Source organism: Aeromonas sp. R9-2, assembly GCF_040908025.1.
GTDB classification, from domain to species: domain Bacteria; phylum Pseudomonadota; class Gammaproteobacteria; order Enterobacterales; family Aeromonadaceae; genus Aeromonas; species Aeromonas veronii.
This window is the reverse complement of the sequence record NZ_JBFOCX010000013.1, coordinates 42,150-68,204: the sequence shown is the minus strand read 5'-3', so window position 1 is coordinate 68,204 and position 26,055 is coordinate 42,150. Positions and strand designations below refer to the sequence as shown.

General features: G+C 59.5%; 24 protein-coding genes, 1 tRNA gene and 1 riboswitch. Of the genes, 11 read left to right on the top strand and 14 right to left on the bottom strand.

Features of this window, described 5'->3' with window-relative positions; genetic code table 11:
- Positions 1 to 121: 121 nt before the first annotated feature.
- From AB5Y71_RS03685 to AB5Y71_RS03665, 5 genes are all read right to left on the bottom strand, one after another.
- A complete protein-coding gene (locus AB5Y71_RS03685; protein WP_368171024.1) occupies positions 122 to 1,642 on the bottom strand; it encodes a helicase RepA family protein in 1,521 nt (506 codons plus the stop codon).
- 7 nt (positions 1,643 to 1,649) lie between these two features.
- Positions 1,650 to 1,883, bottom strand: coding sequence for a hypothetical protein (locus AB5Y71_RS03680; protein ID WP_136501644.1), 234 nt, complete (start codon positions 1,881 to 1,883; stop codon positions 1,650 to 1,652).
- A gap of 597 nt (positions 1,884 to 2,480) precedes the next feature.
- Entirely contained in the window at positions 2,481 to 3,266 is a 786-nt protein-coding gene (locus AB5Y71_RS03675) for a hypothetical protein (RefSeq protein WP_368171023.1), read from the bottom strand.
- On the bottom strand, positions 3,263 to 4,288 hold the full coding sequence (locus AB5Y71_RS03670; RefSeq protein ID WP_368171022.1) for a tyrosine-type recombinase/integrase: 1,026 nt from the start codon (positions 4,286 to 4,288) through the stop codon (positions 3,263 to 3,265). The genes AB5Y71_RS03675 and AB5Y71_RS03670 overlap by 4 nt, the downstream gene beginning before the upstream one ends.
- A gap of 113 nt (positions 4,289 to 4,401) precedes the next feature.
- Positions 4,402 to 4,487, bottom strand: a tRNA-Leu gene (locus AB5Y71_RS03665).
- A 143-nt stretch (positions 4,488 to 4,630) separates the two neighbouring features.
- Here AB5Y71_RS03665 and AB5Y71_RS03660 point away from each other — a divergent pair.
- Entirely contained in the window at positions 4,631 to 5,164 is a 534-nt protein-coding gene (locus tag AB5Y71_RS03660) for an RDD family protein (RefSeq protein ID WP_368171021.1), read from the top strand.
- A gap of 74 nt (positions 5,165 to 5,238) precedes the next feature.
- Here AB5Y71_RS03660 and lptG read toward each other — a convergent pair whose 3' ends face one another.
- Positions 5,239 to 6,309, bottom strand: coding sequence for an LPS export ABC transporter permease LptG (gene lptG, locus AB5Y71_RS03655; RefSeq protein WP_021231808.1), 1,071 nt, complete (start codon positions 6,307 to 6,309; stop codon positions 5,239 to 5,241).
- 25 nt (positions 6,310 to 6,334) lie between these two features.
- Positions 6,335 to 7,447, bottom strand: a complete 1,113-nt coding sequence (lptF, locus tag AB5Y71_RS03650) for an LPS export ABC transporter permease LptF (RefSeq protein WP_162506282.1) — start codon at positions 7,445 to 7,447, stop codon at positions 6,335 to 6,337.
- A gap of 172 nt (positions 7,448 to 7,619) precedes the next feature.
- Between lptF and pepA the strand changes: the two genes are divergently transcribed.
- The 3 genes from pepA (at position 7,620) to AB5Y71_RS03635 (ending at position 12,675) form a co-directional block, all read left to right on the top strand.
- Entirely contained in the window at positions 7,620 to 9,128 is a 1,509-nt protein-coding gene (gene pepA, locus AB5Y71_RS03645; RefSeq protein WP_005336423.1) for a leucyl aminopeptidase, read from the top strand.
- Between the two features lie 174 nt (positions 9,129 to 9,302).
- Entirely contained in the window at positions 9,303 to 9,758 is a 456-nt protein-coding gene (locus AB5Y71_RS03640) for a DNA polymerase III subunit chi (protein WP_201990634.1), read from the top strand.
- Between the two features lie 64 nt (positions 9,759 to 9,822).
- The gene (locus tag AB5Y71_RS03635; protein ID WP_201990636.1) at positions 9,823 to 12,675 is read left to right on the top strand and encodes a valine--tRNA ligase; all 2,853 of its coding nucleotides are present in this window, start codon (positions 9,823 to 9,825) and stop codon (positions 12,673 to 12,675) included.
- A gap of 67 nt (positions 12,676 to 12,742) precedes the next feature.
- Here the strand turns inward: AB5Y71_RS03635 and AB5Y71_RS03630 are convergent, their stop codons facing one another.
- Positions 12,743 to 13,729 (bottom strand): sodium:calcium antiporter, encoded by a 987-nt coding sequence (locus AB5Y71_RS03630; RefSeq protein WP_201990638.1) that lies wholly within the window; start codon positions 13,727 to 13,729, stop codon positions 12,743 to 12,745.
- A gap of 88 nt (positions 13,730 to 13,817) precedes the next feature.
- Positions 13,818 to 13,924: riboswitch (yybP-ykoY riboswitch) on the bottom strand.
- A gap of 172 nt (positions 13,925 to 14,096) precedes the next feature.
- On the opposite strand from AB5Y71_RS03630, the gene AB5Y71_RS03625 reads away from it, so the two are divergent.
- Positions 14,097 to 14,684, top strand: coding sequence for a superinfection exclusion B family protein (locus AB5Y71_RS03625; protein WP_005336432.1), 588 nt, complete (start codon positions 14,097 to 14,099; stop codon positions 14,682 to 14,684).
- Between the two features lie 96 nt (positions 14,685 to 14,780).
- Here AB5Y71_RS03625 and AB5Y71_RS03620 read toward each other — a convergent pair whose 3' ends face one another.
- Positions 14,781 to 15,641 carry a GyrI-like domain-containing protein gene (locus AB5Y71_RS03620; RefSeq protein ID WP_201990705.1) on the bottom strand — a complete coding sequence of 287 codons (861 nt, stop codon included), beginning with the start codon at positions 15,639 to 15,641 and terminating at the stop codon, positions 14,781 to 14,783.
- A 4-nt stretch (positions 15,642 to 15,645) separates the two neighbouring features.
- Positions 15,646 to 16,143 (bottom strand): GNAT family N-acetyltransferase, encoded by a 498-nt coding sequence (locus AB5Y71_RS03615; protein WP_368171020.1) that lies wholly within the window; start codon positions 16,141 to 16,143, stop codon positions 15,646 to 15,648.
- A gap of 161 nt (positions 16,144 to 16,304) precedes the next feature.
- On the opposite strand from AB5Y71_RS03615, the gene AB5Y71_RS03610 reads away from it, so the two are divergent.
- On the top strand, positions 16,305 to 17,753 hold the full coding sequence (locus tag AB5Y71_RS03610; RefSeq protein ID WP_368171019.1) for a catalase: 1,449 nt from the start codon (positions 16,305 to 16,307) through the stop codon (positions 17,751 to 17,753).
- 310 nt (positions 17,754 to 18,063) lie between these two features.
- On the opposite strand, the gene AB5Y71_RS03605 is transcribed toward AB5Y71_RS03610, so the two are convergent.
- Positions 18,064 to 18,381, bottom strand: a complete 318-nt coding sequence (locus AB5Y71_RS03605) for a DUF1496 domain-containing protein (protein WP_201990643.1) — start codon at positions 18,379 to 18,381, stop codon at positions 18,064 to 18,066.
- A 222-nt stretch (positions 18,382 to 18,603) separates the two neighbouring features.
- Here AB5Y71_RS03605 and AB5Y71_RS03600 point away from each other — a divergent pair, with 222 nt between their 5' ends.
- Both AB5Y71_RS03600 and AB5Y71_RS03595 read left to right on the top strand, forming a co-directional pair.
- Complete coding sequence (locus AB5Y71_RS03600; RefSeq protein WP_368171018.1) at positions 18,604 to 19,836, top strand: hypothetical protein; 1,233 nt, start codon at positions 18,604 to 18,606, stop codon at positions 19,834 to 19,836.
- 109 nt (positions 19,837 to 19,945) lie between these two features.
- Positions 19,946 to 20,722 carry an ABC transporter substrate-binding protein gene (locus AB5Y71_RS03595; RefSeq protein WP_042053448.1) on the top strand — a complete coding sequence of 259 codons (777 nt, stop codon included), beginning with the start codon at positions 19,946 to 19,948 and terminating at the stop codon, positions 20,720 to 20,722.
- Between the two features lie 12 nt (positions 20,723 to 20,734).
- On the opposite strand, the gene AB5Y71_RS03590 is transcribed toward AB5Y71_RS03595, so the two are convergent.
- Positions 20,735 to 21,583, bottom strand: coding sequence for a LuxR C-terminal-related transcriptional regulator (locus tag AB5Y71_RS03590; protein ID WP_368171017.1), 849 nt, complete (start codon positions 21,581 to 21,583; stop codon positions 20,735 to 20,737).
- A gap of 146 nt (positions 21,584 to 21,729) precedes the next feature.
- On the opposite strand from AB5Y71_RS03590, the gene tyrS reads away from it, so the two are divergent.
- The 3 genes from tyrS (at position 21,730) to AB5Y71_RS03575 (ending at position 24,821) form a co-directional block, all read left to right on the top strand.
- On the top strand, positions 21,730 to 22,995 hold the full coding sequence (tyrS, locus tag AB5Y71_RS03585) for a tyrosine--tRNA ligase (RefSeq protein ID WP_368171016.1): 1,266 nt from the start codon (positions 21,730 to 21,732) through the stop codon (positions 22,993 to 22,995).
- 168 nt (positions 22,996 to 23,163) lie between these two features.
- Positions 23,164 to 24,075 (top strand): triacylglycerol lipase, encoded by a 912-nt coding sequence (locus AB5Y71_RS03580; RefSeq protein WP_100644867.1) that lies wholly within the window; start codon positions 23,164 to 23,166, stop codon positions 24,073 to 24,075.
- On the top strand, positions 24,072 to 24,821 hold the full coding sequence (locus AB5Y71_RS03575) for a lipase secretion chaperone (RefSeq protein WP_368171015.1): 750 nt from the start codon (positions 24,072 to 24,074) through the stop codon (positions 24,819 to 24,821). Before AB5Y71_RS03580 ends, AB5Y71_RS03575 begins: the two co-directional genes overlap by 4 nt.
- A 36-nt stretch (positions 24,822 to 24,857) precedes the next feature.
- On the opposite strand, the gene AB5Y71_RS03570 is transcribed toward AB5Y71_RS03575, so the two are convergent.
- Together AB5Y71_RS03570 and AB5Y71_RS03565 are read right to left on the bottom strand one after the other, a co-directional pair.
- On the bottom strand, positions 24,858 to 25,559 hold the full coding sequence (locus AB5Y71_RS03570) for a hypothetical protein (protein WP_368171105.1): 702 nt from the start codon (positions 25,557 to 25,559) through the stop codon (positions 24,858 to 24,860).
- A gap of 44 nt (positions 25,560 to 25,603) precedes the next feature.
- Positions 25,604 to 25,999 (bottom strand): thioesterase family protein, encoded by a 396-nt coding sequence (locus AB5Y71_RS03565; RefSeq protein ID WP_005336457.1) that lies wholly within the window; start codon positions 25,997 to 25,999, stop codon positions 25,604 to 25,606.
- Positions 26,000 to 26,055: the final 56 nt, after the last annotated feature.

Here is a 26,055-nt window from a genome sequence, read left to right as displayed (position 1 = left end):
TCCCAGTAACCGCGCGGGTTTCAGGTCAATCTACCCCCTTCACCATCACTTTTTTCGTATAAGCAAGAAAAGTGATGGTGTCTGGTTGTTTTCAGTGATGACCATCACCTCTCCATCACTTTTAGTCCTCGGCGCCCCTCATCACCCAGACTGTCTTTTCTTTGACGTTGACACCGATAACTCCCTCATCGTTCAGCTTCTTGAACCAGCGCCAGCCGTTGGCTTCGTGCCAAGTGCCCGCAGCCCTCATCTGCTTGACGATGGTTGCCCGCTTGACTGGCCCTTCCTGCTTTTCGCATGCCGTACGGATGACTTGAAACAGCGCCTTGTGGTTCATGGTCACGTTGCCAGCGCCCTCCAGTTCATCAGGGTCTGCCGGGTCGCGACTATCAGCGATAACCACCAAGCTCGTTACCTCGTCGTTGTCGTCGTCATAGCAAACGACACGGGTACGCAGGTCGTATGCGCGGCGGCCGGGCTCGTCGCCGTCCTTCATTTTGGTGCAGAGCAAGGTGAACGCTTGGGCGTCTGTCACTTCACGCTTGAGAAGAAATTCAGCATCCAGGGCAGCACGGAACGCGCTGGAGCCGCGAGCGCCGTTGTCCTCGTTCTTACCGGTGTGGTGAACCAGAAGAATAACGGCCTTGGTCAGCGCCTTGATTGTGTCGCAACCGTTGATGAAGGCCCCCATATCCGCAGCCCTATTCTCATCGGCACCACCAAAGCAGCGAGCCACCGTATCAACCACAATGAGCCGCACGGGCTGACCGGTAGCCTCCTTCACCTGATTAACGGCAGCATTCAGGCGGGCGATCTGGGCACCATCAGCCATGAATACCGGCATATCAATGCGGTAGAAGTTGAACACATCCTGACCACGGTTGTACTGGTCGCACCAAGCGCGGATGCGCCGTGACACACCTGGGCCACCCTCACCAGCGATATAGAGCACAGCGCCCTCCTCCACACGGCGGCCATCCCACTCCTTGCCGGTCGCAACATGGCACGCCAGCGACACGGCAGCAAACGACTTGTACGAGCCGGACGGGCCGTAGATGGAACACATGCTCTCAGCGGGCAGCAGCCCCTTGATCAAATACGCCGATTGCCGATCAAACCCGGCATAACCAGCAACCAACGGGAATGACTCGGGTTGATGGGCCTCATCATTAGCAGCCAGCACGGCATTCACCAAATTGTCCCAAGGTTCGGCGGTGTCACCATTGCGCCCGCGATAGATGGCGGCATTGGGTGCCTGCTTGCGCAGCTCGGAGGCCAGCCGTTGCAGCTTCTGGACTGGGAGGGAACCGCGAACATGAATGATTAACTTGGTCGTCATATCACCATCAGCCATCTGATACAACTTGCCACCTTCCTCCAATTGCTTATTGCTCACGTAGAGGCTCTGGACTGGCTCCTGCTCTCCGGTGATGGGGTCGGCGGATTGGATGGAGACATTATTGCTACGCTGCCAGATTTCACGGTTCTCGGCGTTCGGGTCTGCTTGGTGCCCAGTATGGATAACGATGGTGCCCAAACTCTTCAGGTCCGAAAACTTGGTGAAGGGCGCCATTTGCACGACATTCTGCACACCATTGGCACGGGGGCCGCGCTGTGCTTGAGTTTCAGTGGGTTTGGTCATCCATCACCTACTGCTGTTCAGGTAATTGACCCGCCAGCCACAGGCCGAATAACGGCACATTGACATACAGACGCTTCCCCACCAGACGGCTGCACCTTTCCAAGCCGGGGCGTTCGGCGCGTTTCCAGAAAAGCGTCTTCAGTGTCGAATAGCCAAATTGCTTATAGATGTTCGGTAGCTGGCTCATCGGAACCCAGTTATCTAGGTTCTGCGTCATGCCAATAAGTTCGCGATTAGTCATCTAACCCCCTAAATTTGTTGTCTTGAGTCACTGCGGTTTTGGTCAAACGCAGATTGCAACAATCCAGCTAGCCATTCGCAAAAAAATGAAATTTGTTGTTTTTGCATATTTCAGGTCGAACTTAGCCATCCCACAAATTTGTACTGTCACGGGGTGCTGAGTTGGAAGGATACTGGTGACCGTTCAGTAACCGTCTCATCGAAAGTAATACGCGCCAGCGCTGCTGAGTCCACACGCAATAGACTGTAGCTACGGTTGCGATGAGCAATGACCCGGTTATTCAATCCATCTGCTCCCGGCTAATGTTTCTAGTGAACACGGTGACCCTGCATTGCTATGGATAAGGTCTGCTGAGCCGAGAACGATGCATGCAAAGGCTATTTGGAAAACGGATTACCCTATTCCAATGGAATTGATGCCATCAAAGATAGTTCTGGTGAATAGTTAGGGACTTTTCGAGAGTTTTGGTGACACACCGGAGCTCATCCCCCTTGAGGAGTTACCGCTTCTTCTGTGTTGAACTGGGGTTGGAATACATATGGTTAATGAGGCGCAACTGGCGCCTCTTCTGCTTCATGGTTTCCATGCAGTGACTTACTATTCGGAACAACTTCCCAGCAGAAGCTCTTCCGCTTGTGATATTCGCCTACTAAGAGACTCCATTCTAGACATTAACTCTAACTGTTCGGACTTAAGGTCGTCCAAGAGGGTTCGGCCGCGATCATCCTTCTCTTTTTTCCTCTGAGTAATTTGTAGCTTGCGCGAACGAGGCGTACTTATACGCTGCTCAGCCGACGGATGAAAACTATAGAAGAAGGTAACAACTACTGGGTCAAATTTATCAAAGATCTTCTTAAAGGGTGTTTCTACTAGTGTTGCGAGGATGTTAAGCATTTCACAAAGATCAGCTTTAGGGTTGCTCCTCGTGTTCTTTTCGGGATATTCATACCTAAAATAGAAAACGAAAATGGCGATTTCATACCCATTTCTGCGAAGATAGTTACTTACCGTTTGTGGTGTACACCCAAGGTGCGCAGCTATGTCACTCCGAAGCTTTCTATTGCGACGCCCATTAATCCTTCCAAAGCGCTCCTCTATGACCTGTACCATAGCAATCACTCGTGGGCATATCTCACGCTTGCTATATGTCGGCCCATGAAGGCCTCGGCTAGCTCGATTGGTGTGGAGTGCCTTCATCCAGTCAGGTAGTTCTTTACCTTCTGCGAGCAAGCTGTCGAAGTTAGAACGTACTGCACGAACCCTTATATTCTTATACATGCAGCTCTCATACTGCAGTAGGTTATCTTCCCTAAGGTCATGGCCGTACAATAAACGACCTTTCAATACTTTCTGGGAAAGATGCTTCATATTTTCATTATTCATTTTTGAGTACCCACAATATTGCCAAAAACTCGCTCAGTCAGGGCTGCCTTATGTGACAAACACAGGTGGGCGTACCGCATAACCATCGCAAGAGTTTTATGTCCCAAGTGGTTGGCAATCTCCAACAGGGTTGCGCCATTCATGGCAAGCAGGGAGGCGCAAGTATGGCGCAAATCGTGGAATCGGAAGTCGGTGATTGCGGCCTCGATAAGGCATGCTTTCCAGTGATGATCGAAATGCTCCAACGGACCATGCAGCTCAGAAGTGTGGGGGAACAGATAAGCGTCGCCCACCTGACGAAACGGCATTAACTCTTGGATAACAGCTGTTGTCAGCGTCAAAACACGCTTCGAACTATTCTTCGTGTGCTCCAGGACCGCCGTCTTACGCTGAAAATCGAGATCTGACCATTTCAGATTGATCAGCTCACTCCTACGAGCGCCGGTAGCGATAGCCATGTGGATAAGCAGATGCAAGCGTTCCCACTTACTGACACTTGCAGCTTTCAGCAGGCGGGACAGCTCATCATCAGATAAGAAACGGGTGCAGCCATTGTTTTCAGCCTTCTGGCGAACTTCGCGGGCAGGATTGTGTTTGGTATTGTGCTGCTCGTTAAACCACTCGAACAAGCTGGAAATAGCTGCCTTGTAGCGATTAAGTGTAGCCGGGGACTTCTTGCGCTTTGTCAGCACATCTAGGGCAGCCTTGATGTGTTGGCGCGTGACCTTACCGACAGGCTTCCCCTGGAGGTGCTCAGCCCACCAACCAAGACGTTGGATGATGGAACGATCACGGCCTTTGTACTGATCGAGAAATGCCGTTATTGCGGAATCAATTAGGATTGTGGAAAGGCTGGAGTGCGTCAAAGCATCGGCCATGTCATCGTAAACAATGAGCTGTGCCATAAAGGCTTCGGCTGCTTTTTTGGTTTTGAAGGTTTGACCGATACGACGGCCATTTTTCATGAACTGGACGCGATAGCTACTGCCACGCTTACCGGTGATTTTTTGAATGTTTGCCATGGTTGAAACCCTTTGCACGAAATTGCACGAAGTTTTGGTTTTCAACCGCAGTACTCAGGAGACATAACGCCGCATCAGCTACGTTAACCTGTTGACCAAACAGGGTTTAATAATGGTGCCCGGGGTCGGACTCGAACCGACACGGTTATTCACCGGCGGATTTTGAATCCGCTGCGTCTACCGATTTCGCCACCCGGGCAACTGCGAGGGATTATACGAATGGCGCGATGCCATGCAAGGTGTTTTTCGATTGAACACTCCCGTTTGTTCATTTATTCAACGCCTTGCCGATGCGGGGCCAGTTACATAGAATGCCGCCATCATCTTAATGGAATAAAAACGATGGCCAAGCCTAAAAAAGTCCAACAAAAATCCCCCTCTCCCGCCACTCAGCCATACCCGTCAGCGGGTCTGCTGCGTCGCCTCGGCGCCCTCATCTATGATGCGCTGGTGGTGACTTCGCTGCTGATCATCGCTGGCTTTCTCGGCATGGGTGTCGCCAAGCTGTTGCTGGTCACCGGCATGGCCAGCGTACCGGCGGGTGAAGATACCGTCTGGTTGCTGACCCGCCACCACCTGAGCCTGATCTACACCCTGTGGCTCGCCTTCGTCATCTGTGGTTTCTACACCTGGTTCTGGACCCGTGCTGGCCAGACCGTCGGCATGCGCGCCTGGCGGCTGCGCATTCAGAACGAAGATGGCAGCCATATCCGTATTACCCAGGCACTGATCCGTCTCGCCACTGCCGCCTTTGGTCTGGGCAACCTGATGTGCCTGTTCAACCGCCAGCGTCCGCGGGCGTTCCAGGATATCTGGGCCGAGTGCGAAGTGATTGTGCTGAGCAAAGAGGCAAATCTGGAATTGTTGAACAAGTAATCCCGGATCAATGCAATAACGAAAGAGGGCACCAACAGGTGCCCTCTTTGCATTTCCTCATAACCTCGTGCGGATTACTGCTTGCGGCTGAGGATGTAGAAGGAGATGCCGCCAAACAGCAAGCTGGGCGCGATAGCCGCCAGAATCGGCGGTACCGCATAGACCAGACTGATGGGGCCAAACACCCGATCACTCACATAGACGGCAAAGCCGGTCATGATCCCCATCAGCATCCGAGCCCCCATGCTCACCGAGCGTAGCGGGCCAAAGATGAAGGAGGAGGCCAGCAGGATCATCGCCACCACCGAGAGTGGTGACAGCAATTTGCGCCACATCTCCAGCTTGTAGCGACCGGCATCCTGCTTGTTGGCATCGAGATAGCCGATGTAGTCGAGCAGACCGGAGACCGAGAGGTTCTCGGGGTCGATACTCACCACCCCCAGCTGTTTGGGCGTCAACTCCGAGCTCCACTCCATCTTGTCATGCTGCTCGCTGCGGATCTGCGCGGGATCGTCGAAGCGGGTAACCTGGGTCTGCTTGAGCAGCCAGTGGTGACGCTCAAACACCCCCTCCTGCGCCTGCACCACGTCGATCAGCTTGCGCTCGGGGGTGAAGCGATAGAGGGTGATGCCGGTGAGGGCGCCATCGTTACGCACCCCGTTGATATTGACGAAGTTGTTGCCATCGCGAGCCCACACCCCGTAGGCGGAAACCGTCAGACGACCTTCGGAGAGCGCGCCCGCCTTGATGTCATCTGCCATCCGCTTGGCGATGGGGGCCACATACTCCCCCATCAACCCCACCATGATCATCAGCGGGATCGCCGTCTTGAGCGCCGCCATCACGATACTGATCTTGGAGCGACCCGCCGCCTGCATCACCACCAGCTCGGAGCTGGTCGCCAGCTGACCCAGACCAATCAGGCCACCCAGCAGCGCGGCCAGCGGGAAGAAGAGCACCGCCTCCTTGGGCATGGAGAGCAGCACATAGTAGAGGGCGTTGATCATGTCGTAGTTGCCGTCACCGACCGACTTGAGCTGCTCCACATACTTGATGAGCGCCGCCAGACCAACCAGCGTGATTTCACACAGCAGGATCGACATAAAGATGACCCTACCGATATATCTATCGAGAATGCCAAACATCAGCAGAAGTTCCTATGTTGCAGCATCATGCTGATTTTCTGTTGAAATAGCGCCCTTTCACCCCGTTCCACCAGCTGGTGCCCTGCAGATTGAGGGGCAGGCCGATAAACAGCAGGTAACCGAGCGGCACCAGGAACATCCCCGGCCAGTAGGGCAGCCGACCGCTGTCGATGGCCGAACGGGCAGCGCTGAGCAGCAGGAAGTAGGAGAGATAGAGCATGATGGCCGGCAACAGCTTGGCGTAGCGCCCCTGACGGGGATTAACCCGCGCCAGCGGTACCACCAGCAGGGTGAGCACCGGAATGGAGAGGGGCAGCGAGATACGCCACTGCAATTCCGCCATCATGGCGTTGTCCTGGGTACCGAACAGTTCCATGGTCGGCTTGGCCGCCGCCTTGCGGTTGGAACGCTCCATCTCTTGCTGACGGATCACCAGACCATATTCGCGAAAATCGGAGATCTGGAACTGCTTGCCGGAGAAGTTCCCTTCGTAGCGGGAGCCATCCATCAGGGTCAGCCACTGCAGACCGTTCTCGTCGACCGTCACCACCCCTTCGGTCGCCACCACCACCGAGGGAGGATTGTTCCCCTCCGCCCGCTGCAGCACGAAGATCTTTTGCAGTTTTGAGCCGTTGTCGTTCAAATCCTGGATATAGGCAACCAGGCGCCCCTTGTCGAGCTCCATAAAGCGGCCAGGCTGCAGGAAGGAGATACCCGGATCGGCTTTGAACTGGTCGATCACCTGCGACTCGCGCTCCTTGGCCTGCGGAGCGATCCAGCCGGTGTTGAACGCTGCGACTGCGGCAGTCAGCAAGGCTAGCAACATGGCGCTGCGCATCACGAAACGGTGGCTGAAACCAACCGCATGCATCACCGTCATCTCGCTTTCGGCATAGAGGCGTCCGTGAGCGAACAAGATGGCCAAAAACAGGCTGATTGGCAGCATCAACAGCGCCATATTGGGCAAGTTGAGCAGCAGCAGGGTAGAGACCAGACGTGTCGGCACCTGGCCATCGGCGGCGTCACCGATGATCTTGATAAATTGTTGGCTGACAAAGATAAGCAGCAATACGAATAACACTGCCAGCTGGGTTTTCAGGGTTTCCCTGAACAAATATCGGAAAACGATCACAGTCATTCCCAAGTAAACTTGTGTTTTTAGTCGAATGCCTGAAAAATAGGGCCGTATATTGGATTTTTACCAGTTTGAACTGCGGAGCCTGTGGCTGTTCGCTCCGCCTCTGATACCCCAACAAGCACCGCATTATTCAATAAAAGGTGCCTTTTGTCTTTAGGATGTAGGAGATTCCATGGAGTTCAGTGTAAAGAGTGGCAGTCCAGAGAAGCAACGGAGCGCCTGCGTCGTAGTCGGCGTATTTGAGCCTCGTCGCCTCTCTCCGGTTGCCGAACAACTGGACAAGATCAGCGATGGCTATATCAGTTCGCTGCTGCGCCGTGGCGACCTGGAAGGGAAACCAGGCCAGATGCTGCTGCTGCATCAAGTACCGGGCGTGCTCAGCGAGCGCGTACTGCTGGTCGGATGCGGCAAGGAGCGGGAACTCGACGAACGCCAGTACAAGCAGATCATCAACAAGACCATCACCACCCTGAACGAAACCGGCTCCATGGAAGCGGTCTGCTTCCTCACCGAGCTGCACGTCAAGGGGCGGGATACCTATTGGAAGGTGCGCCAGGCGGTAGAAACCACCAAGGCGGGCCTCTACAGCTTCGATCAGTTCAAGACCAACAAGGCCGAGCCACGTCGCCCGCTGCGCAAGCTGGTATTCAACGTGCCGACGCGTCGGGAACTGACCATTGGTGAAAAAGCCATCGCTCACGGTCTGGCCGTGGCCAAGGGTGTACGGGTCTGCCGCGACGTAGCGAACATGCCGCCCAACGTCTGCAACCCGGCCTATCTGGCCTCCCAGGCCCGTCGTCTGGCCGATGCCTACGACAACATCACCACCAAGGTGGTGGGCGAGCAGGAGATGGCCGAACTCGGCATGAACTCCTATCTGGCGGTGGCTCGCGGCTCCGACAACGAAGCCATGATGGCCATCATCGAATACAAGGGTCATCCGGATGCCAAGCCCATCGTGCTGGTCGGCAAGGGTCTGACCTTTGACTCCGGCGGCATCTCCATCAAACCGGCCGACGGCATGGACGAGATGAAGTACGACATGGGTGGCGCCGCCTCCGTGCTCGGTACCATGCATGCGCTGGCCCAGCTGCAACTGCCGATCAACGTCATCGGCGTACTGGCTGGCTGCGAGAACATGCCGGGTGGCAACGCCTATCGTCCGGGTGACATCCTCACCTCCATGTCCGGCCAGACCATCGAAGTGCTCAACACCGATGCGGAAGGTCGTCTGGTGCTGTGTGATGCGCTGACCTATGTGGACCGCTTCGATCCGGAAACCGTGATCGACGTGGCGACCCTGACCGGTGCCTGCGTCATCGCGCTGGGCCATCACACCTCGGGTCTGCTGGCCAACCACAACCCGCTGGCCCACGAGCTGCTCAACGCCTCCGAGCAGGCGGGTGATCGCGCCTGGCGTCTGCCGCTGTTTGACGAGTATCAGGAGCAGATCGACAGCCCGTTTGCCGACATGGCCAACATCGGCGGTCGTCCGGCCGGCACCATCACCGCAGCCGCCTTCCTGTCACGCTTCACCAAGAAGTACAACTGGGCCCACCTGGATATCGCCGGGACAGCCTGGAAGAGTGGCAAGGATAAAGGCTCCACCGGTCGTCCGGTGCCCCTGCTGACCCAGTTCCTGCTGAACCGGGCTGGCGTGGATATCGAAGAGAAAGAGTAACTTTTTCATCCCTTCTGATGCGTGCATCGGAAGGGTTGGCGTTACCCTGAACCACAAGGAAGAGGCCCGCCTCTTCCTTGTTTCATTCTTGAATCAGTGAGCTGCGGACGGGAAACGCCCCGTCAGCCTCATGAGGCGGTCAACAGTCCGTCACAGCAAAACGGGATCAACCTGATGAGCCAAGTGACCTTTTACCTGATGAGCGAACAGGATGACGCTCAGGCCTCTGCGGTCGAGCGACTGGCCTGCACTCTTGCGGCCGAGTCGTGGGCCGCGGGCCATATCTACCTGTTCTGCGACGATGAGGCTCAGGCTCTGCGCCTGGACGAGCTGCTGTGGCAGCTGCCGCCGGAGCGCTTCGTACCGCACCAGCTGCAAGGCGAAAGCGGTATGGCCCCGGTGGAGATCGGCTATCAGCCACCGAAACGGCGCTACGCCCGCCTCATCAATCTGGCCACTGCGACACCTTTGTTTGCAGGACACTTCGCTCAAGTGGTAGATTTTGTCCCCACTGACGAAACACAAAAGCAGCAAGCCCGCGAGCGCTACAAGCACTATCGCCAGGCAGGCCATACCCTCGAAATGAGGGATCAGCCCGTCCTTGCCGCACCGGATCCGGCGCAGCCCTGACTGCAACCAATTGATCCATAAAGAATCAACACCAGACTCCATCCATCCAGATTACGGCGAGACCATGGAAAAGACTTTTAATCACAACGCCATCGAACAGGCGCTCTATCAGCACTGGGAAGCCCAGGGTTACTTCAAGCCCCACGGCGATACCAGCAAAGACTCCTTCTGCATCATGATCCCGCCGCCGAACGTCACCGGCAGCCTGCACATGGGTCACGCCTTCCAGCAAACCCTGATGGATACCCTGATCCGCTACAACCGCATGCAGGGCAAGAACACCCTGTGGCAGGCAGGTACCGACCACGCCGGTATCGCTACCCAGATGGTGGTTGAGCGCAAGATCGCCGCAGAAGAGGGCAAGACTCGCCACGATTACGGCCGTGATGCCTTCATCGACAAGATTTGGCAGTGGAAGGAAGAGTCCGGTGGCACCATCACCCGCCAGATGCGCCGTCTGGGCGACTCCGTGGATTGGGAGCGCGAGCGCTTCACCATGGATGAGGGTCTCTCCGCCGCCGTGCAGGAAGTGTTCGTTCGTCTTTACGAAGATGGCCTGATGTACCGCGGCAAGCGTCTGGTGAACTGGGATCCGAAACTCAACACCGCCATCTCCGACCTGGAAGTGGAAAACCGCGAGATAAAGGGCCACATGTGGCACCTGCGCTATCCGCTGGCCAACGGCGCCAAGACTGCCGAAGGCAAAGATTACCTGATCGTCGCCACCACCCGTCCGGAGACCATGCTGGGCGATACCGCCGTGGCCGTGAACCCGGAAGACCCGCGTTACAAGGCGCTGATCGGCCAGCACATCCTGCTGCCGCTGGTGAACCGTCTGATCCCCATCGTCGCCGATGAACACGCCGACATGGAGAAGGGCACCGGTTGCGTGAAGATCACCCCGGCCCACGACTTCAACGATAACGAAGTGGGCAAGCGCCACAGCCTGCCGATGATCAATATCTTCACTCTGGATGCCCACGTGCGTGCCGAGGCCGAAGTGGTCGATACCAACGGCAACCCCTGCACCGCCTACGACGCCGCCCTGCCGAGCGAATTCGCCGGGCTGGAGCGCTTCGCCGCCCGTAAAGCGATCCTGGCCAAGCTGGAAGAGCTGGGTCTGCTGGACGAGATCAAGGATCACGTGCTGCAACAGCCGTACGGCGATCGCGGTGGCGTGCCCATCGAGCCAATGCTGACCGACCAGTGGTACGTGCGCGTGGCACCGATGGCCAAGACTGCCATCGAAGCGGTGGAAGATGGCCGCATCCAGTTCGTGCCGAAACAGTACGAAAACATGTACTTCTCCTGGATGCGCGACATTCAGGACTGGTGCGTCTCCCGTCAGCTGTGGTGGGGTCACCGCATCCCGGCATGGTATGACGACGCCGGCAACGTCTACGTTGGCCGCAGCGAAGATGAAGTTCGCGCCAAGCACAGCATCCCGTCCGTGACTACCCTGCGTCAGGACGAAGACGTACTCGACACCTGGTTCAGCTCCGCCCTGTGGACCTTCTCCACTCTGGGCTGGCCGAACAACACCGAGGCACTCAAGACCTTCCACCCGACCGACGTGCTGATGAGCGGCTTCGACATCATCTTCTTCTGGATTGCCCGGATGATCATGATGACCATGCACTTCATCAAGGACGAAAACGGCCAGCCGCAAGTCCCGTTCAAGACCGTCTACATCACTGGCCTTATCCGTGACGAAGAAGGCCAGAAGATGTCCAAGTCCAAGGGCAACGTGCTGGATCCCCTCGACATGATCGACGGCATCTCGCTGGAAGATCTGCTGGAGAAGCGCACCGGCAACATGATGCAGCCGCAGATGGCCGAGAAGATTGCCAAGCGTACCGCCAAGCAGTTCCCGGAAGGGATCGATGCCCACGGTACCGACGCCCTGCGCTTCACTCTGGCAGCGCTGGCCTCTACCGGTCGTGACATCAACTGGGACATGAAGCGCCTGGACGGCTACAACAACTTCTGCAACAAGTTGTGGAACGCCTCCCGCTATGTGCTGATGAACACCGAAGATCAGGATTGCGGTTTTGCCGGTGGCGAAATGCAGTTCAGCCTGGCGGATCGCTGGATCCAGTCCCAGCTGCAAGTGGCCATCCGTGACTTCCGTACCGCCCTCGATACCTACCGCTTCGACATCGCGGCTGGCGTGCTGTATGAATTTATCTGGAACCAGTTCTGTGACTGGTATCTGGAGCTGACCAAGCCGGTACTGACCAAGGGTTCCGAGGCCGAGCAGCGCGCTGCCCGCCACACCCTGGTGACCGTGCTCGAAACCCTGCTGCGTCTGGCACACCCGATCATCCCGTTCATCACCGAGACCATCTGGAAATCGGTCGCTCCGCTAGCTGGCGTACACGCCGACACCATCATGATTCAGGCCTTCCCGGAGTTCGACGCCGCCAAGGTGGACGAAGCCGCGATGGCGGATCAGGAGTGGGTGAAGGAGTTCATCGTCAGCATCCGCAACATCCGCGCCGAGATGAACGTGGCACCGAGCGTGCCCCTCAACGTGCTGCTCCAGTGCGATGCCAAGGATGCCCAGCGCGCCGCTGACAACGAGGCCTTCCTCAAGTCGCTGGCCCGTCTGGAGTCCATCCGCGTTCTGGCGGACGGTGAAACCGCCCCGCTGTCAGTGAAGAAGCTGATCGGCGCTACCGAGCTGATGATCCCGATGGCCGGTCTCATCGACAAGGATGCCGAACTGGCCCGTCTGGCCAAAGAGGTTGCCCGTCTGGTGGGCGAGTGCGGCCGCATCGAAGGCAAACTCGGCAACGAAGCCTTCGTCGCCAAGGCACCGGAAGCGGTCATCGCCAAAGAGCGCGAGAAGCTGGAAGATTACCGTCTCCAGCTGACCAAGCTGGAAGCCCAGCAGGCCGAGATCGCCGCGCTGTAAGCACCGCCCCTACCGATACAACAAAGCCCCCTGCCAAGGGGGCTTTTTCATATCCGCGCTTCCCGCTTCAGCTCACCAGCAACCAGCTGCAAAAACCGAGATAGAGCAGACCGACCAGCGCCAACCGCCCGGCGGTCATGGTTCCCTTTCTGAACCCCCACCAGAGCAACCCCACCGCCAGCAACGTCACCAGCGAGGAGGCCATCATGGCGCCATCCAGCAGCCATGGGGTAAACAGCAGACAGAACGCCTTGGGGATAGTGCCCTGGATCATCATGGCCCCGGAGATATTGGCCAGCGCCAGCCGGTTCTTGCCCTGTCGCACCCAGATCAGCACGTTCATCAGCTCCGGCATCTCGGTCGCCACCGGGCTCAGCAGCAGGGCTGCCAGCACCGGCGAGAGACCAAACAGCTCGCCCATGCTCTCCAGCTGATGAACAAACAGCTGCGCCGCCAGCGCCACCACCACCAACGCACCCAACGTCTGCAGCAGCACCTTGCCAAGGGGCGGGATCCCCGCGCCGGGAGCCAGTTTGAGGGGCTCCGGCAGCTCGACCTCGTGGCAGTCAGTCTGTTTCAGCTCGCGCCGCACATAGACGAGATAGACCAGCACAAAGAGCGGGGCCAGCCAGCTCTTGCCGGTAAAAGCGACCAGACCCAGCGCGGTTGCCACCAGAAAAATCCCCATAAACCAGCGCTGATCCCGGCCACTCTCCCGTTGCACCTCGCCATCGATGGCCCGTTCGGTACGCCCCATGCAAAGCAGCAAGGTAAGACCGACCGCTGCATAGCCGATGGTCGCCAGCACCAGCGGCCCACCGAGGGCGGCGCCGATGCCAATCTCCTGCTGGGCAGTCGTGTTGCCCATCAGCAGGGCGGTCAGGGTCACGATGCACTCGGGCAGGGCCGTACCCAGTGCCGCCAGCAGCGAACCGGTGGCGCTTTGGGAGAGTTTGAAGTGGTGGCCGGTCCACTCGATGCCGTTGACGAAATATTCGCAGGCAAGGTAGATGGTGACCGCAGAGACGAGAAATAACAGCAGGGTAATCAACATAATAGATACCGCCAGGCGAGCAGAATAACCGATGGACCCGATATGGCTCGCCCGGCTGGCGTGCATATCGAGGCCAAAGGTCTTGCAGAGCGATAGTGCCTATCGCCGCCCATGCCATGGATGCGAGGATCCAAGAGTGTTGACATGGGCCCGGCCCGGAATCCGGGCGGGTTGCTACTCCCCAATGACTGAGGGGACGTTTTAGCAACGCGACCGCCGCCTCACAAGGCAAATTAATGACAACTCATTCAATAAGTTGTAAGGGAATGTAACCTCGCCAGCCCCTCCTCCCCACCGCTATTGCGCTGTTGGCACACCGATTGCTGTAGGTAGTTCACTATCCACAACAGTTTGGGAAGGATGAACAATGAAACGGTGGATCCAACATTTCTATCAACTGAACCGCCTCAATTGGCTGATGGTCTGGTTGTTGCTCTGCTGCAGCATCATTCTGCTGTTTCCGGCCGGGCTGATGAAAGGGGCCGTCAGCCAGTGGGCTGCGGATCACGCGGCCTGGCTGGGGGTCGGCATGCTGATCGCCATCTCCTACTTCTGCAGTCAGGGCTTCCTGATCGCCTGGGAGTGGGCCTGTGAAGAGTGGCAGGCGCGCCGTCAGCAGGACCAGCTGGCCCAGATGATCGGCTTCCTCGACTTCAACGAGAAAGCGGTGCTGCGCGAGTTCGTGCTGCAGCGTAAAAGCGTCATAAACTTGCCGATCACCGAGCCCGCCGTCAAAAACCTGATGGATGCCGGCGTCCTCACCTACGCCTACGGCAAGCCGACCCGGGAGAAGGATGACGAGAACCAGATCCGCGCCCTGATGATCGCCCTGCCCGCCCGACCACTGCTCACCTACAAGGTGCTGGGGTTGTCGCGCGGCAAGATGAGCGACGAGCAGGTGGAGCAGATCATGAACGCCCGTCCCAAGTTCGCCCAGAAGGGGTTCCAGCGCTAACCGCCGCCAAACCGCCAGATGCAAAAGAGCCGGACACTGTCCGGCTCTCTCGTTTCTGCGCAACGCTCTGTACCATCCCTTGCGTCTTGTTATGCCCTAACCCTTCAGACTGGAGCAAAAGCTGACATCGTCCCGCACCGGATCATCGCTCATGCTGTGATAGAGCTCGAAGCAGGGACCATTGCCAAACTCCAGCCCGGCAGCAACGATGTCGCCGATATGTTCCTGCCAACGCGGACCATACTGACTGCGGTCGGTAATAAGATAACGGGACTGGGCGTAACGACCGGCGGGAATAAGCTGGATCTCGACCGCTCCCATCCCCACCGTCCCAGCAGGCACCGTTACCCCGATGTCAGTGCGACACTGGGCTGGCGGGGTCACCTCGGGGTTATCGTGATAGATGAAGATCCACTCCCCACCTTCCAGACCGCGGGCGCTGGCCCACTGATGCAGCTGGCTGCAGACGGGGTCATACCCCTCGCCATAGGGGCCGGTGACACGCATATAGGCCAGAGTACGGGCGTCCATCTCGATGGTTTTCATGGTATTGCTCCTTGCTGATGAGTGACCCTCAGCATAAGGATTCGGCTGCACAAGTGCGTGTCCATCCTTGCTCATCAAGTGTCCATTCTTGCTCTTGTCGCGGCGAAACTCTCCCGGCGTGCAACCATAGTAACGGCGAAATACCTTGGCAAACGCCTGAGAGCTGGCGAGCCCCGCCCCCAACGCAATGGCCGTGACACTGGCATCGGTATAGCAGAGCTGCCAAGCAGCCCGCTGGATGCGCAGACGACGACACATCTCCCCGGGTGTCTCCCCCGCCACAGCCGTAAACACCCGGTGAAAATGGTAGAAAGACAAGCAGGCACTGCTTGCCAGCGTTTCAATGGAGAGATCGGGATTCTGCTCCAGCGCCCGGATCACCGGGCGCAATCTGGCATGATAATCGACCATACCGTTAGCGACTGGCGCCCCCTGCGACTCTGGCCATATAGAACGCATCCACATAACGCCCCTGGCGGAAGGCATAGTCGCGAGCCAGTCCCTCCTGAGTGAAGCCGAACTTGCGATAGAGCGCCTGTGCGGCCTCATTGTCGGTATAGACGGTCAGCTCAATCCGGTGCAGGTTGAGCCAGTTATCGGCCAGATCCAGCGCCGCGGCCATCAGGGCAGAGCCAACCCCCTTGCCAGACCAGTCATCCCGCACTCCCATGCCAATCCCGGCCACATGCTTGCGTCTGGGATTGGGCTCAACCAGCAGCGAGAGCTGGCCTACCAGCAGGCCGTCGACCTCGGCGACCAGTGCCACCACGCTGTCGCTCTCCAACCGCTTCTGCCACTGGCTAAGGGGTGGCATAGGCAAGTGCAAAGTGCCCGCCTGGGCATTGGGCATGGCGTAAAGATCCCACAAGGCGGGGGCATCGGCGGGTTCGGCATGACGGATAGTAATCTGCATATGAGGCTCCTTCTCGAAACCTCCATCATGCAATATCCAGCGCGGTTACACATCCCCCACCTGCACCCATTTGTCTTGCCTATCAAAGGGCGAGGAAAGGCCCATTGGCCCATCACTGCGCAGATCCGTAGGCTGGCCCCATATCAACAAGGAGAGAAGCCATGACTGACAAGACCCTGCACAGCGCCAACGGCGCCCCCGTCGTCGACAACAACAACAGCCTCACCGCCGGCCCGCGCGGCCCCATCCTGATGCAAGATATCTGGTTGATGGAGAAACTCGCCCACTTCGACCGCGAGCGCATTCCCGAGCGGGTGGTTCACGCTAAAGGCTCGGGCGCCTACGGCACCTTTACCGTGACCCACGACATCAGCCAGTTCAGCAAGGCCGATCTGTTCAGCGCCATCGGCAAGCAAACACCGGTGTTCCTGCGTTTCTCCACCGTAGCTGGTGAGAAGGGCGCCGCCGATGCCGAACGCGATGTGCGCGGCTTCGCCCTCAAGTTCTATACCGAGCAGGGCAACTGGGATCTGGTGGGCAACAACACCCCGGTCTTTTTCATCCGCGATCCGCTGAAATTCCCTGACTTCATCCACACCCAGAAGCGGGATCCGCGCACCAACCTGCGCAGCGCCACTGCCGCCTGGGACTTCTGGTCACGCCATCCGGAATCCCTGCATCAGGTCACCATACTGTTCAGCGATCGCGGCATCCCCAAGAGCCTGCGGGAGATGAACGGCTACGGCAGCCATACCTTCAGCTTTATCAACTCGGCCGATGAGCGCTTCTGGGTCAAGTTCCACTTCAAGACCGAGCAGGGCCACAGCTTCTACACCGATGAAGAGGCCGCCACCGCCGTCGGGCAGGATCGGGAGACCAGTCAGGCGGATCTGTTCAATGCCATCGAGCGGGGCGACTTCCCGCGCTGGAAGGTCTATGTGCAGGTGATGCCGGAGGCCGAAGCCCAGACCTACCAGATCCACCCGTTCGACCTCACCAAGGTGTGGCCGCACAGCGACTACCCGCTGATCCCGGTCGGCGTGCTTGAGCTCAACCAGAACCCGGACAACTACTTCGCCCATGTGGAGCAGGCCGCCTTTACCCCGGCCAACGTGGTGCCCGGTATCGGCTTCTCGCCGGATCGCATGTTGCAAGGGCGACTCTTCTCCTACGGTGACACCCAGCGCTATCGCCTTGGCGTCAACCACGGTCTGCTGCCGGTCAACGCCCCGCGCTGCCCGTTCCATCACGGTGCCCATCGTGACGGTGCCATGCGGGCGGACAGCAATGGCGGCGCCAGCCCCAACTATCAGCCGAACCGTTTCGGTACCCAGCAGCCGAGCGAACAGCACGAACCGGCGCTGAGTCTGGAAGGGGCCGCCCTGCACTACGACTTCCGTGACTACGACAGCGACTACTACAGCCAGCCGGGTAACCTGTTCCGCATCATGGACGAGGGGCAGCGTTCACGGCTCGCCGCCAACCTGGCCCGCTCCCTTATCAATGTGGAGGATGACGCCATCGTCGCGGCCCAGCTCAAACACTTCGAGCAGGCCGACCCCGAGTATGCCAAACGGGTCGAACTGGCACTGGCCGCCTTGCAGCGCTAAGCCGCAAGCAGGCAACATCTGCAAAAGCAAAACGGGGGCCTGATGGCCCCCGTTGTTATTCTGCTAAGAGTAATAAACGCAAAAACGGAGCCAGAGGCTCCGTTTTTTAATGCAGTATCAATCCCTTACGGAACGCGCTTCGCGCTCTTCGCGCTCCCTTGCCAACAAGCGTTTGTACCACCAGCTACTGCGACGACGTTGTGCATTGGAAGAGCGACGAGCCATTTCTTAGGTTCCAGCCAAGAGAAGAAAGGAGCTGCATTATGCGACAGGGATCACGTCCATGTCTTTAGCTGGATCAAGAAAAGCCTCACTGACCCACGGAAATCGTCTTCTGAGCTTTCGCACCACGGGTGGCAGGCAACACCACCGCAGGAGAGCGCCAGGCCAGCGCGCCATTGCTCTCGAGGTCGTTCAGCGGGCCGCACTCCAGCCAGATATCGCCCTGCAGAATGCGGGCCCCTTCGGAATATTTCTGATCGGCAAACCAGCAGACCCGCTCGGGCAATGAGCCCAGCGGCAACACCAGCTCGGGACTGGCAGACTCGCCCACCATAGTGGTTTTGGACGCGGCCAGAGCAGGGGCGAGCCAGAGGGAGGCCAGCAGGCAGAGCAGTACATTTTTCATGAGAGGGATCCTGTTGCGATGGGGGCACTCTCGAAGAGTCGACCAGCCCCGGGGTTTACTTGACTGACAATCATACTGCCTGCTGGCATTGTGGAACCAATATGGTAGCCTGCCAGCGCCTGCGGGCAGTCTCTCGCTGCCACGCGCAAACTTCCGGTGAATTTGTCACGTCCTGACAAAATATAACCTTATTTATCAAGTCGTTATTTGGATATTATCCCAATGCGTATCATGCCGTTGCTTCAGGCGGCCTGCCTGAGCCTGATGTTGTCCGCCTGCGTTGCCCCATTGCTGATGATGAGCCCCACCAGCCAGCTGATGTGGGCCCTGCTCAAGCCGCTGGTCGGCTTTGACCCGAACGAGGTCAATCTGTTCGAACAACCCCTGATCAAGGATCGGATGACCGCCATCCTTGGCCCCAACTACGACAGCACCATGCAGTTGCTCAAGACTGCCGACAAGTTACAGCAGGAGGGGCCGCTTTTCTATGTGGTCTCCGAGTATGCGCCCGTGCCGGATATTGCCAAGCAGGCGGGGATGGTGTGGAACTCGCAAACCAACCAGATGTCGGTATTGCTGCAAAAAGGGGATGGCACCACCCTGACCTTCGGCGAAAATCTGGCAGGCACGGCACCGACCTGGCCAACCGCCATGCAGGGCTGGCAGACCCCCACCAGCCAGCTCACCCCGGCGGCCAATGCCCTGACCGGTGCGGCAACTAGCCAGAGTGGCACCTCCCCCTTCTCCCTTGGCAGCGCGCTGGGCACAGTGACCCGCGGCGTCACCGGCTCGCTGACCAACAGCGCCAGCCAGGCTATCAGCGGCGCAGCCGCCAACGCCACAGGGCAGGCTACCCAAGCTGTGAGCCAAAGTGCGACCGATCTGACCCGTAGTGCAACCACCGCTGTCACTGCGCCAGCCAAGCAAGCGGTTAGCCGCGCCACCGCCACCGTGACGCAAGAGGCCACCAAAGCCGTTGTCACACCGGCCAAACAGGCTGTCAGCAGCGCCGCTGCGACCGTAACCCAAGAAGCCACCAAGGCCGTTGCCGCTCCTGCCAAGCAAGCCGTCAGCAGCGCTGCTGCGACCGCAACGCAAGAAGCTACCAAGGCCGTTGCCGCTCCGGCCAAACAGGCAGTCAGCAGCGCCGCTGCAACCGCAACGCAAGAAGCCACCAAGGCTGTTGCCGCGCCTGCCAAACAGGCTGTCAGCAGTGCCGCGGCGACCGTGACACAGGAAGCCACCAAGGCTGTTACAGCTCCTGCCAAACAGGCAGTCAGCAGTGCCACAGCTACCGTGACACAAGAAGCGACCAAGGCCGTTGCAGAACCAGCCCAGCAGGCCGTCAGTGCCGCATCCCATACGGCCGGAGAGAGCGTCGCCGATGCCGCCAGAGCGGCGGAGGCCAAGGCTCGCGCCAAGGCAGAGGCGGAGATGGAAGCCCTGCTGAAATAAACCGACAGGCCACCGCAAGGTGGCCTGTTTTTTATCCCGCTACCGGATCATGACGTTATGGAAAAGGCCACATAGACTGTTAGGTAACTACCCGCACAAGGAGTGCATCATGCGTCGTCTGCTCCCTGCTCTCGCTTCTCTCGCCCTGTTTATCGCGCTCCCTGCTCCGGCACTTATCTACTATTCGGAGCAGAACATGCCACTCAATGGCCAGGATAAAAATGGTCAGCCTGTGGGGTTGGCGGTCGAGTTGCTGCGCCTGATGTGGCGCGAAATGGGGGAGCCGGAGCAACCCATCCACTTTCTGCCCTGGGCCCGCGGCTGGTATCTGCTGACCCAGCAGCAAGAGGCCGTGCTCTTTACCACGGCACATACCAAGGAGCGGGATCCCCACTTCCTCTGGGTCTGCCCCATCAGCCACTCCAGGGTCGCGCTGGTCGGCCGCAAGCAGGATGCCCCCAAAGTGGCCAGCAAAGCGGATCTCGCCAAGCTGCAGATTGGTGTGATGCAGGCGGATGTCGGGGAGCAGTTGCTGCTCAACCGCGGGATCAGCCCGGGCAATATGATGTCGGTGGAGCGCATGGATCAGGTGGTGCGCCAGCTCATCATGGCACGCACCGATCTGGTGGCGGGCAACGAGGTGATGTTGCGCCATCAGGCCAAAGAGCTGGGTTTTCCCAGCGAGGATTTTGTCACCGTCGCGATTATTGAAGAGCAGGATAACTGCTTCGCCTTCAACCTGAGGGCAGACAAGCAACAGGTTGCCCGCCTGCAACAGGCGCTGGACAAGGTCAAACAGGGGGATGAATACAAGCAGCTGATGAAGCGCTACCAGTTGCTCAGTATCCTGCCCGAAACCACTCCCACCATCCCGCGCCTCGAGTAACCCCGGCCCGCCCTATGGCGGGCTCTCTCGCTCTCCCGCCGATGACGCCTGTGATGCCTCCACCGGCGCCGTAATGAGGTGGTTCAGAAAGAGATTGAACAGCTCGGCCCGCGAGCCGAGCCGCAGTTTGCCATAGAGATGCTTGCGGTGATTCTTCACCGTGCCGCTGCCAATCCCGAGCGCTGCGGCAATCGCCTCGGTATCCAATCCCTGCAGCAGCAACTCCGCCACCTGCCGCTCGCGCCGGGTAAGCCTATCGCCCCCGACACTCGCCATCGCCTGCTCCACCGCGCTCTTGAGGCTGGCGCTGTCGGGCAGCGCAGTGCTCTGGGCCAACAGCGGCTGGCTCTGCCGCCACTGCTGACGACAGAGCGAATGCACCAGCGGGAACAGCTGCTCCAGCCTCGCCAGCTCGTCACGACTGAGGGTACTGCGCTTGTCGAGCCGCCCCAGAAACAGCATCAGCGTCAACCCGTCCCGCACCGGCAGGATCAGCCCCACCTCCTCCTGCCAGCCGGTGGCCTGATAGAAGTGGTGGCGATATTCGGGATCGAGCCGCCCTTGGGAGACCTGCGCCAGCGTCCAGACGCCGGCAGGCAAGCCCTGTTCCAGCGCCTGCATAAAGGGATCCTGACTGAAGTGGCTGGTGAGGTAGCGGTCAAACAGCAGAGCCCGCTGATGATTGAGGTTGTCGTAGAGGTAGACGGGGCGCTGCCCTACCCCGAGCAGCAGGGCGCAATCAAACGCCACCTGTTGCTGGATCAGCCGCACCAGCGCCGCCGCAAAGGCGCTGCTGTGCAGGGCATCGACCACCTCGGTCATGCTGCGGGTCAAGGCATCTGTGGTGAATGGCTGGGTCATGGTGGCACGTTTCCGGTGACGGGGAGCGATTCCCCGCTATGGCTGAATGCTAGCACGAGAGTGGCAAAACTGTCCCTCAGGGGACATATCCGCCACCAGCCAGAACGGCGAGGATGACGGCTTTTCCCCCTGCTGTTGGAGAACCCATGATCAACCCCCACCTGCTCGATGAGCTGACCGAGCGCGGCCTTGTGGCCCAGAATTCCGACCCGGCGGCCCTGGCCGATCATCTTGCCACCCCGCGCACCGTCTATTGCGGGTTCGATCCCACCGCCGGCAGCCTGCATATCGGTCATCTGGTGCCGCTCTTGATGCTGCGCCGCTTCCAGCTGGCTGGGCATACCCCGGTGGCATTGGTGGGCGGGGCGACCGGTCTTATCGGCGATCCCAGCTTCAAGGCGACCGAGCGCAGCCTCAATAGTGCCGACACGGTACAGGGTTGGGTCGCCAGCCTGTCTGCCCAAATCAGGGCGCTGCTGCCCGCCGATGAGGGCCTAGCGGCCCCGCAACTGGTCAACAATGGCGACTGGATGGGTCAGATGTCCGCCCTTGATTTTCTGCGGGATATCGGCAAGCACTTCTCGGTCAACGCCATGCTGGCGCGGGAGTCGGTGCGCCAGCGACTGGCCCGCCCGGATCAGGGCATCTCGTTCACCGAGTTCTCCTACGCCCTGCTGCAATCCTACGACTTTGCGGTGCTGCACCAGCGGCTCGGTTGCACCCTGCAGATTGGCGGCAACGACCAGTGGGGCAATATCACCAGCGGCATGGATCTCACCCGTCGCCTCCATCAGGCGCAGGTGCACGGCATGACCCTGCCCCTTATCACCAAGGCGGACGGCACCAAGTTTGGCAAGACCGAAGGGGGCGCGGTCTGGCTCGATCCGGCGCTCACCTCCCCTTACGCCTTCTACCAGTTCTGGCTCGGCACCGCGGATGAGGATGTCTACCGCTTCCTGCGCTACTACAGCTTTATGTCGCTGAGCGAGATTGATGCACTGGAGGCGGAAGATGCCAAGCGGCAGGGGCGAAAGCAGGCCCAGCAGGTGCTGGCCGACGAGCTGACCGAGCTGGTACACGGCAAGGCGGCGCTGGCGGCGGTGCAGCGCATCAGCGAGTTGCTGTTTAGCGGCGACGTGGCCCGCCTCGGCGAGAGCGATCTGGCCCAGTTGGCGCAGGATGGCATGCCGAGCAGCACCGTCAGCGGCGAGACGGATCTGGTCAGCCTGCTGGTCAGCTGCGGTCTGGCTAACTCCAGGCGCATCGCCCGCGAACTGCTGGCGGCGGGCGCCATCAGCCTCAATGGTGTGCTCAAGCAGGATGATCAGCTGAGTGCCAATGATCGGCTGTTTGGCCGCTACCTGCTGCTGCGCCGGGGCAAAAAGCAGTATCACCTGGTGGAGTGGCAATAAGCCGCAGGGCGGGGAGCTCAGCTTCCCCGCCCGCACCATGAACCCCTTTTGAATCCCGAGTTGCGATCCCCCTCACAGCCTCTCCCGTCAGCAGCCACCATACTGGCACCGGCGAACATGGAGTACGCCACTCAATCTGTTCCTCACGAATCAACAAGGATGCTGATGATGAAGAGATGGCTTCTGGTGCTGCTCTGCACCCTGCCCATGCTGGCACACGCCAGCGGATACACCCAGACCCGCTACCCCATAGTGCTGGTGCACGGCCTGTTCGGCTTCGACAAGCTGCTCGGGGTCGATTACTTCTACGGCATTCCCCAGGCCCTGAGCCGGGATGGTGCCAAAGTCTACGTGGCCCAGGTGTCGGCCACCGCCAGTTCGGAGCAACGGGGGGAGCAACTGCTCGCCCAGGTTGAGCTGCTGCTGGCAGCCACCGGCGCCGAGAAGGTCAACCTGATCGGCCACTCCCACGGCGGCCCCACCATCCGCTATGTCGCCTCGGTCGCCCCCGAGCTGGTCGCCTCCGCCACCAGCGTCGGCGGGGTCAACTACGGCTCCGAGATTGCCGATCTGGTGCGGGCCAATGCCGCCCCCGGCAGCGCCGCCGAGAAGCTGGCGGCCGCCGCGGCCCACGCCCTCTCCGGCATGATTTCACTGCTCTCGGGCGGGAGCCAGCTGCCGCAAGATCCGGTCGCCGCCCTCGATGCCCTCACCAGCAAGGGAGCCAGCCAGTTCAACCAGCGCTACCCGGAGGGGCTGCCCAGCCGCTATTGCGGCGAGGGGCCGATGCAGGCGACCAACGGCGTCTACTACTTCTCCTGGAGCGGGCGCGGCAACCTGACCAATCTGCTGGATCCGGTGGATCCGGCGCTGGCGCTGACCGGCGCCTTCTTCAAGGAGCCCAATGACGGGCTGGTCGGGGTCTGCAGCAGCCACCTCGGCAAGGTGATCGGCACCGGCTACCGGATGAACCATCTGGACGAAGTGAACCAGTCCTTCGGTATCCACCATCTGTTCGAGACCGATCCGGTCACCCTCTATCGCCAGCATGCCAACCGCCTCAAGGAGCTGGGACTATGAAGATAGCTACCCTGCTCGTCGTACCCTGCGCCATCACCCTGCTGCTTGGCGGGGTGTTGCTCTGGCCCACGGCACCGACGGCAGACTCATCCCCCGCTCAAGCCAGCCAGCATGCACAGAGCCACCCGCACGATCCCGAGCAGGAGGCCGCCGATGCCCTGCAGGCGCGCTATCGCACCTTTGTCTCCGCCCAGAGCAGCCTGACGGTGCCCACCGAGATCTCCCTCACCAGCTTGCAGATCCTGTTTGACGAGCGGGAGCAGCTGCGCCAGCAGAGTTTTACCCCGGCCGAGCAGGCCCAGCTGTTTGCCGAGGATCGGCTGATGGAGCAGCTGACCCTGCGCCGCAGGGCGCTGGCGGAGGCGAGAGACAGCGACAAGTCGCAGCTGGCCAGCGAACTGGATCTCTGGCTGGCGGAGCAACCGGGCTGGTTTCGCGAGGCGGAGGCCAACAGCCGTCTGCTTGAGGAGTTGCAAGGGCTGGCGCAGATGGACCCGGCCAAACGGGAGGCTCTGCTGCTGGAGACAGGGGGGCCGGAAGCGGTGGATCGGATGCGCCAGCTGGAGCAGAACCGGCAAGGGTTCGAGGAGCAGCTCAGCGGCTTTCTGGCCGAGCTCAGACAACTGCCGAACGAGGCCCGGGCAGAACAGCAGCAGGAGCTGCTGGCCCGCTGGTTCGAGCCCGGACAGTGGCGCCGGGTCGAGGCGCTCACCCGGCTCAAGCTGGGGGAGCCACAAGCCGAATGAGAAGGGGGCCCGTGATGGGCCCCCTTGCTATTGCGCTTATTGCGGCTTGTTGGCACCCGGCAGCGGCTGCCAGGTGAGGCGGGTTACCTGAGTGCCCTGCACCTCGCACTTGAGGCTCAGCTCCTGCCACCCCTTATCCTGACGCAGGGAGACCTCCCCTTCGATCCCCTGCTCGCCAATCTTCAGCTTATCCTGCTCGAAGATCACCTTGTCGCCGTGGGCGAGATCCATCAGTTTGCCGTTGCAGAGCCAGTGAGCGAGCTCCGCCCCCTTCAGCTTGACGCCACCCTTGGCCGCCTTCTGTTCGGCCGCGCTCACCACAAACAGCTTGCTCAGCTCGGCGGCTCGCTTGGTGAGCCACTCCTGACGCTGCTGCATGCTCATCTTGCTGACGAACTCGGCAGGCTGGCCCTTCTCGTCCAGCCATTGGGTCAGCTTGCCGCTGTCATCAAAGGCAAACTGGGCGGCGGGCTCTTTGATCCCGAACAGCTTGCCGCCCTTGAAGTAGTAGCGGCTCTCCCCTTCCAGCTTGCCCAGCTCGTTCATGATGGGCACAGCGATGATGACGGGGGCGCCATCGATCCAGGCCTTGATATCGACGCCGTCATGGCTGAATTGACGGGTATCGAGGGCGCTCTCGGCCCCCTTATCCATCAGGGTAAACTGCTCGGCGAGAGAAGCGGCCAGAGAAGGGAGGGAGCAGAATCCCAGGGTCAGCGCGATCGCTGTGTTACGCATTGAGTTGTACATAGCACTCCTGTGATGGGCCATCCGGCCCGTGGTTAACTCTCTGTCAGCCAGGCCCGCAGCCCCTCCCGGTGAGCATCGCTCAGGGGCAGGGATTGGCGGGCCCGGTAGTCAAAATGGATCAGGGTCGTTTCGGCGGTGACGGCCAGTTCGCCGCCCTGCCAGGCCTCCTGCCAAACCGTAAAGGAGCTGGTGCCGATGCGGCGCACGCCGGTCTTGATGGTGACCGGCTGGCCGTAGAACAGCTCCCGTTTGAACTGCACCGTATAGCCCGCGATGATCAGGTGCCAGTTATGCACATCCAGATCGGGGGAGAAGATCCGGAACAGGGGATCCCGCGCCGATTCGAACCAGACCGCCGGCACCGTATTGTTGATATGGCCGAGGGCATCCGTCTCCTGAAAGCGGGGTTGGATCTGCATTTCCAGCATGAGTTGACTCCTTGTCTCTTTGTTTCTGTCCTTGTCCGTTCATGGGACATCAGTGG

Bases quoted from the DNA above. Each gene is read 5' to 3' on its own strand.
- AB5Y71_RS03685 (WP_368171024.1), bottom strand. From the start codon at position 1,642: ATGACCAAACCCACTGAAACTCAAGCACAGCGCGGCCCCCGTGCCAAT.
- AB5Y71_RS03680 (WP_136501644.1), bottom strand. From the start codon at position 1,883: ATGACTAATCGCGAACTTATTGGCATGACGCAGAACCTAGATAACTGG.
- AB5Y71_RS03675 (WP_368171023.1), bottom strand. From the start codon at position 3,266: ATGAATAATGAAAATATGAAGCATCTTTCCCAGAAAGTATTGAAAGGT.
- AB5Y71_RS03670 (WP_368171022.1), bottom strand. From the start codon at position 4,288: ATGGCAAACATTCAAAAAATCACCGGTAAGCGTGGCAGTAGCTATCGC.
- AB5Y71_RS03660 (WP_368171021.1), top strand. From the start codon at position 4,631: ATGGCCAAGCCTAAAAAAGTCCAACAAAAATCCCCCTCTCCCGCCACT.
- lptG (WP_021231808.1), bottom strand. From the start codon at position 6,309: ATGTTTGGCATTCTCGATAGATATATCGGTAGGGTCATCTTTATGTCG.
- lptF (WP_162506282.1), bottom strand. From the start codon at position 7,447: ATGACTGTGATCGTTTTCCGATATTTGTTCAGGGAAACCCTGAAAACC.
- pepA (WP_005336423.1), top strand. From the start codon at position 7,620: ATGGAGTTCAGTGTAAAGAGTGGCAGTCCAGAGAAGCAACGGAGCGCC.
- AB5Y71_RS03640 (WP_201990634.1), top strand. From the start codon at position 9,303: ATGAGCCAAGTGACCTTTTACCTGATGAGCGAACAGGATGACGCTCAG.
- AB5Y71_RS03635 (WP_201990636.1), top strand. From the start codon at position 9,823: ATGGAAAAGACTTTTAATCACAACGCCATCGAACAGGCGCTCTATCAG.
- AB5Y71_RS03630 (WP_201990638.1), bottom strand. From the start codon at position 13,729: ATGTTGATTACCCTGCTGTTATTTCTCGTCTCTGCGGTCACCATCTAC.
- AB5Y71_RS03625 (WP_005336432.1), top strand. From the start codon at position 14,097: ATGAAACGGTGGATCCAACATTTCTATCAACTGAACCGCCTCAATTGG.
- AB5Y71_RS03620 (WP_201990705.1), bottom strand. From the start codon at position 15,641: ATGGTCGATTATCATGCCAGATTGCGCCCGGTGATCCGGGCGCTGGAG.
- AB5Y71_RS03615 (WP_368171020.1), bottom strand. From the start codon at position 16,143: ATGCAGATTACTATCCGTCATGCCGAACCCGCCGATGCCCCCGCCTTG.
- AB5Y71_RS03610 (WP_368171019.1), top strand. From the start codon at position 16,305: ATGACTGACAAGACCCTGCACAGCGCCAACGGCGCCCCCGTCGTCGAC.
- AB5Y71_RS03605 (WP_201990643.1), bottom strand. From the start codon at position 18,381: ATGAAAAATGTACTGCTCTGCCTGCTGGCCTCCCTCTGGCTCGCCCCT.
- AB5Y71_RS03600 (WP_368171018.1), top strand. From the start codon at position 18,604: ATGCGTATCATGCCGTTGCTTCAGGCGGCCTGCCTGAGCCTGATGTTG.
- AB5Y71_RS03595 (WP_042053448.1), top strand. From the start codon at position 19,946: ATGCGTCGTCTGCTCCCTGCTCTCGCTTCTCTCGCCCTGTTTATCGCG.
- AB5Y71_RS03590 (WP_368171017.1), bottom strand. From the start codon at position 21,583: ATGACCCAGCCATTCACCACAGATGCCTTGACCCGCAGCATGACCGAG.
- tyrS (WP_368171016.1), top strand. From the start codon at position 21,730: ATGATCAACCCCCACCTGCTCGATGAGCTGACCGAGCGCGGCCTTGTG.
- AB5Y71_RS03580 (WP_100644867.1), top strand. From the start codon at position 23,164: ATGAAGAGATGGCTTCTGGTGCTGCTCTGCACCCTGCCCATGCTGGCA.
- AB5Y71_RS03575 (WP_368171015.1), top strand. From the start codon at position 24,072: ATGAAGATAGCTACCCTGCTCGTCGTACCCTGCGCCATCACCCTGCTG.
- AB5Y71_RS03570 (WP_368171105.1), bottom strand. From the start codon at position 25,559: ATGCGTAACACAGCGATCGCGCTGACCCTGGGATTCTGCTCCCTCCCT.
- AB5Y71_RS03565 (WP_005336457.1), bottom strand. From the start codon at position 25,999: ATGCTGGAAATGCAGATCCAACCCCGCTTTCAGGAGACGGATGCCCTC.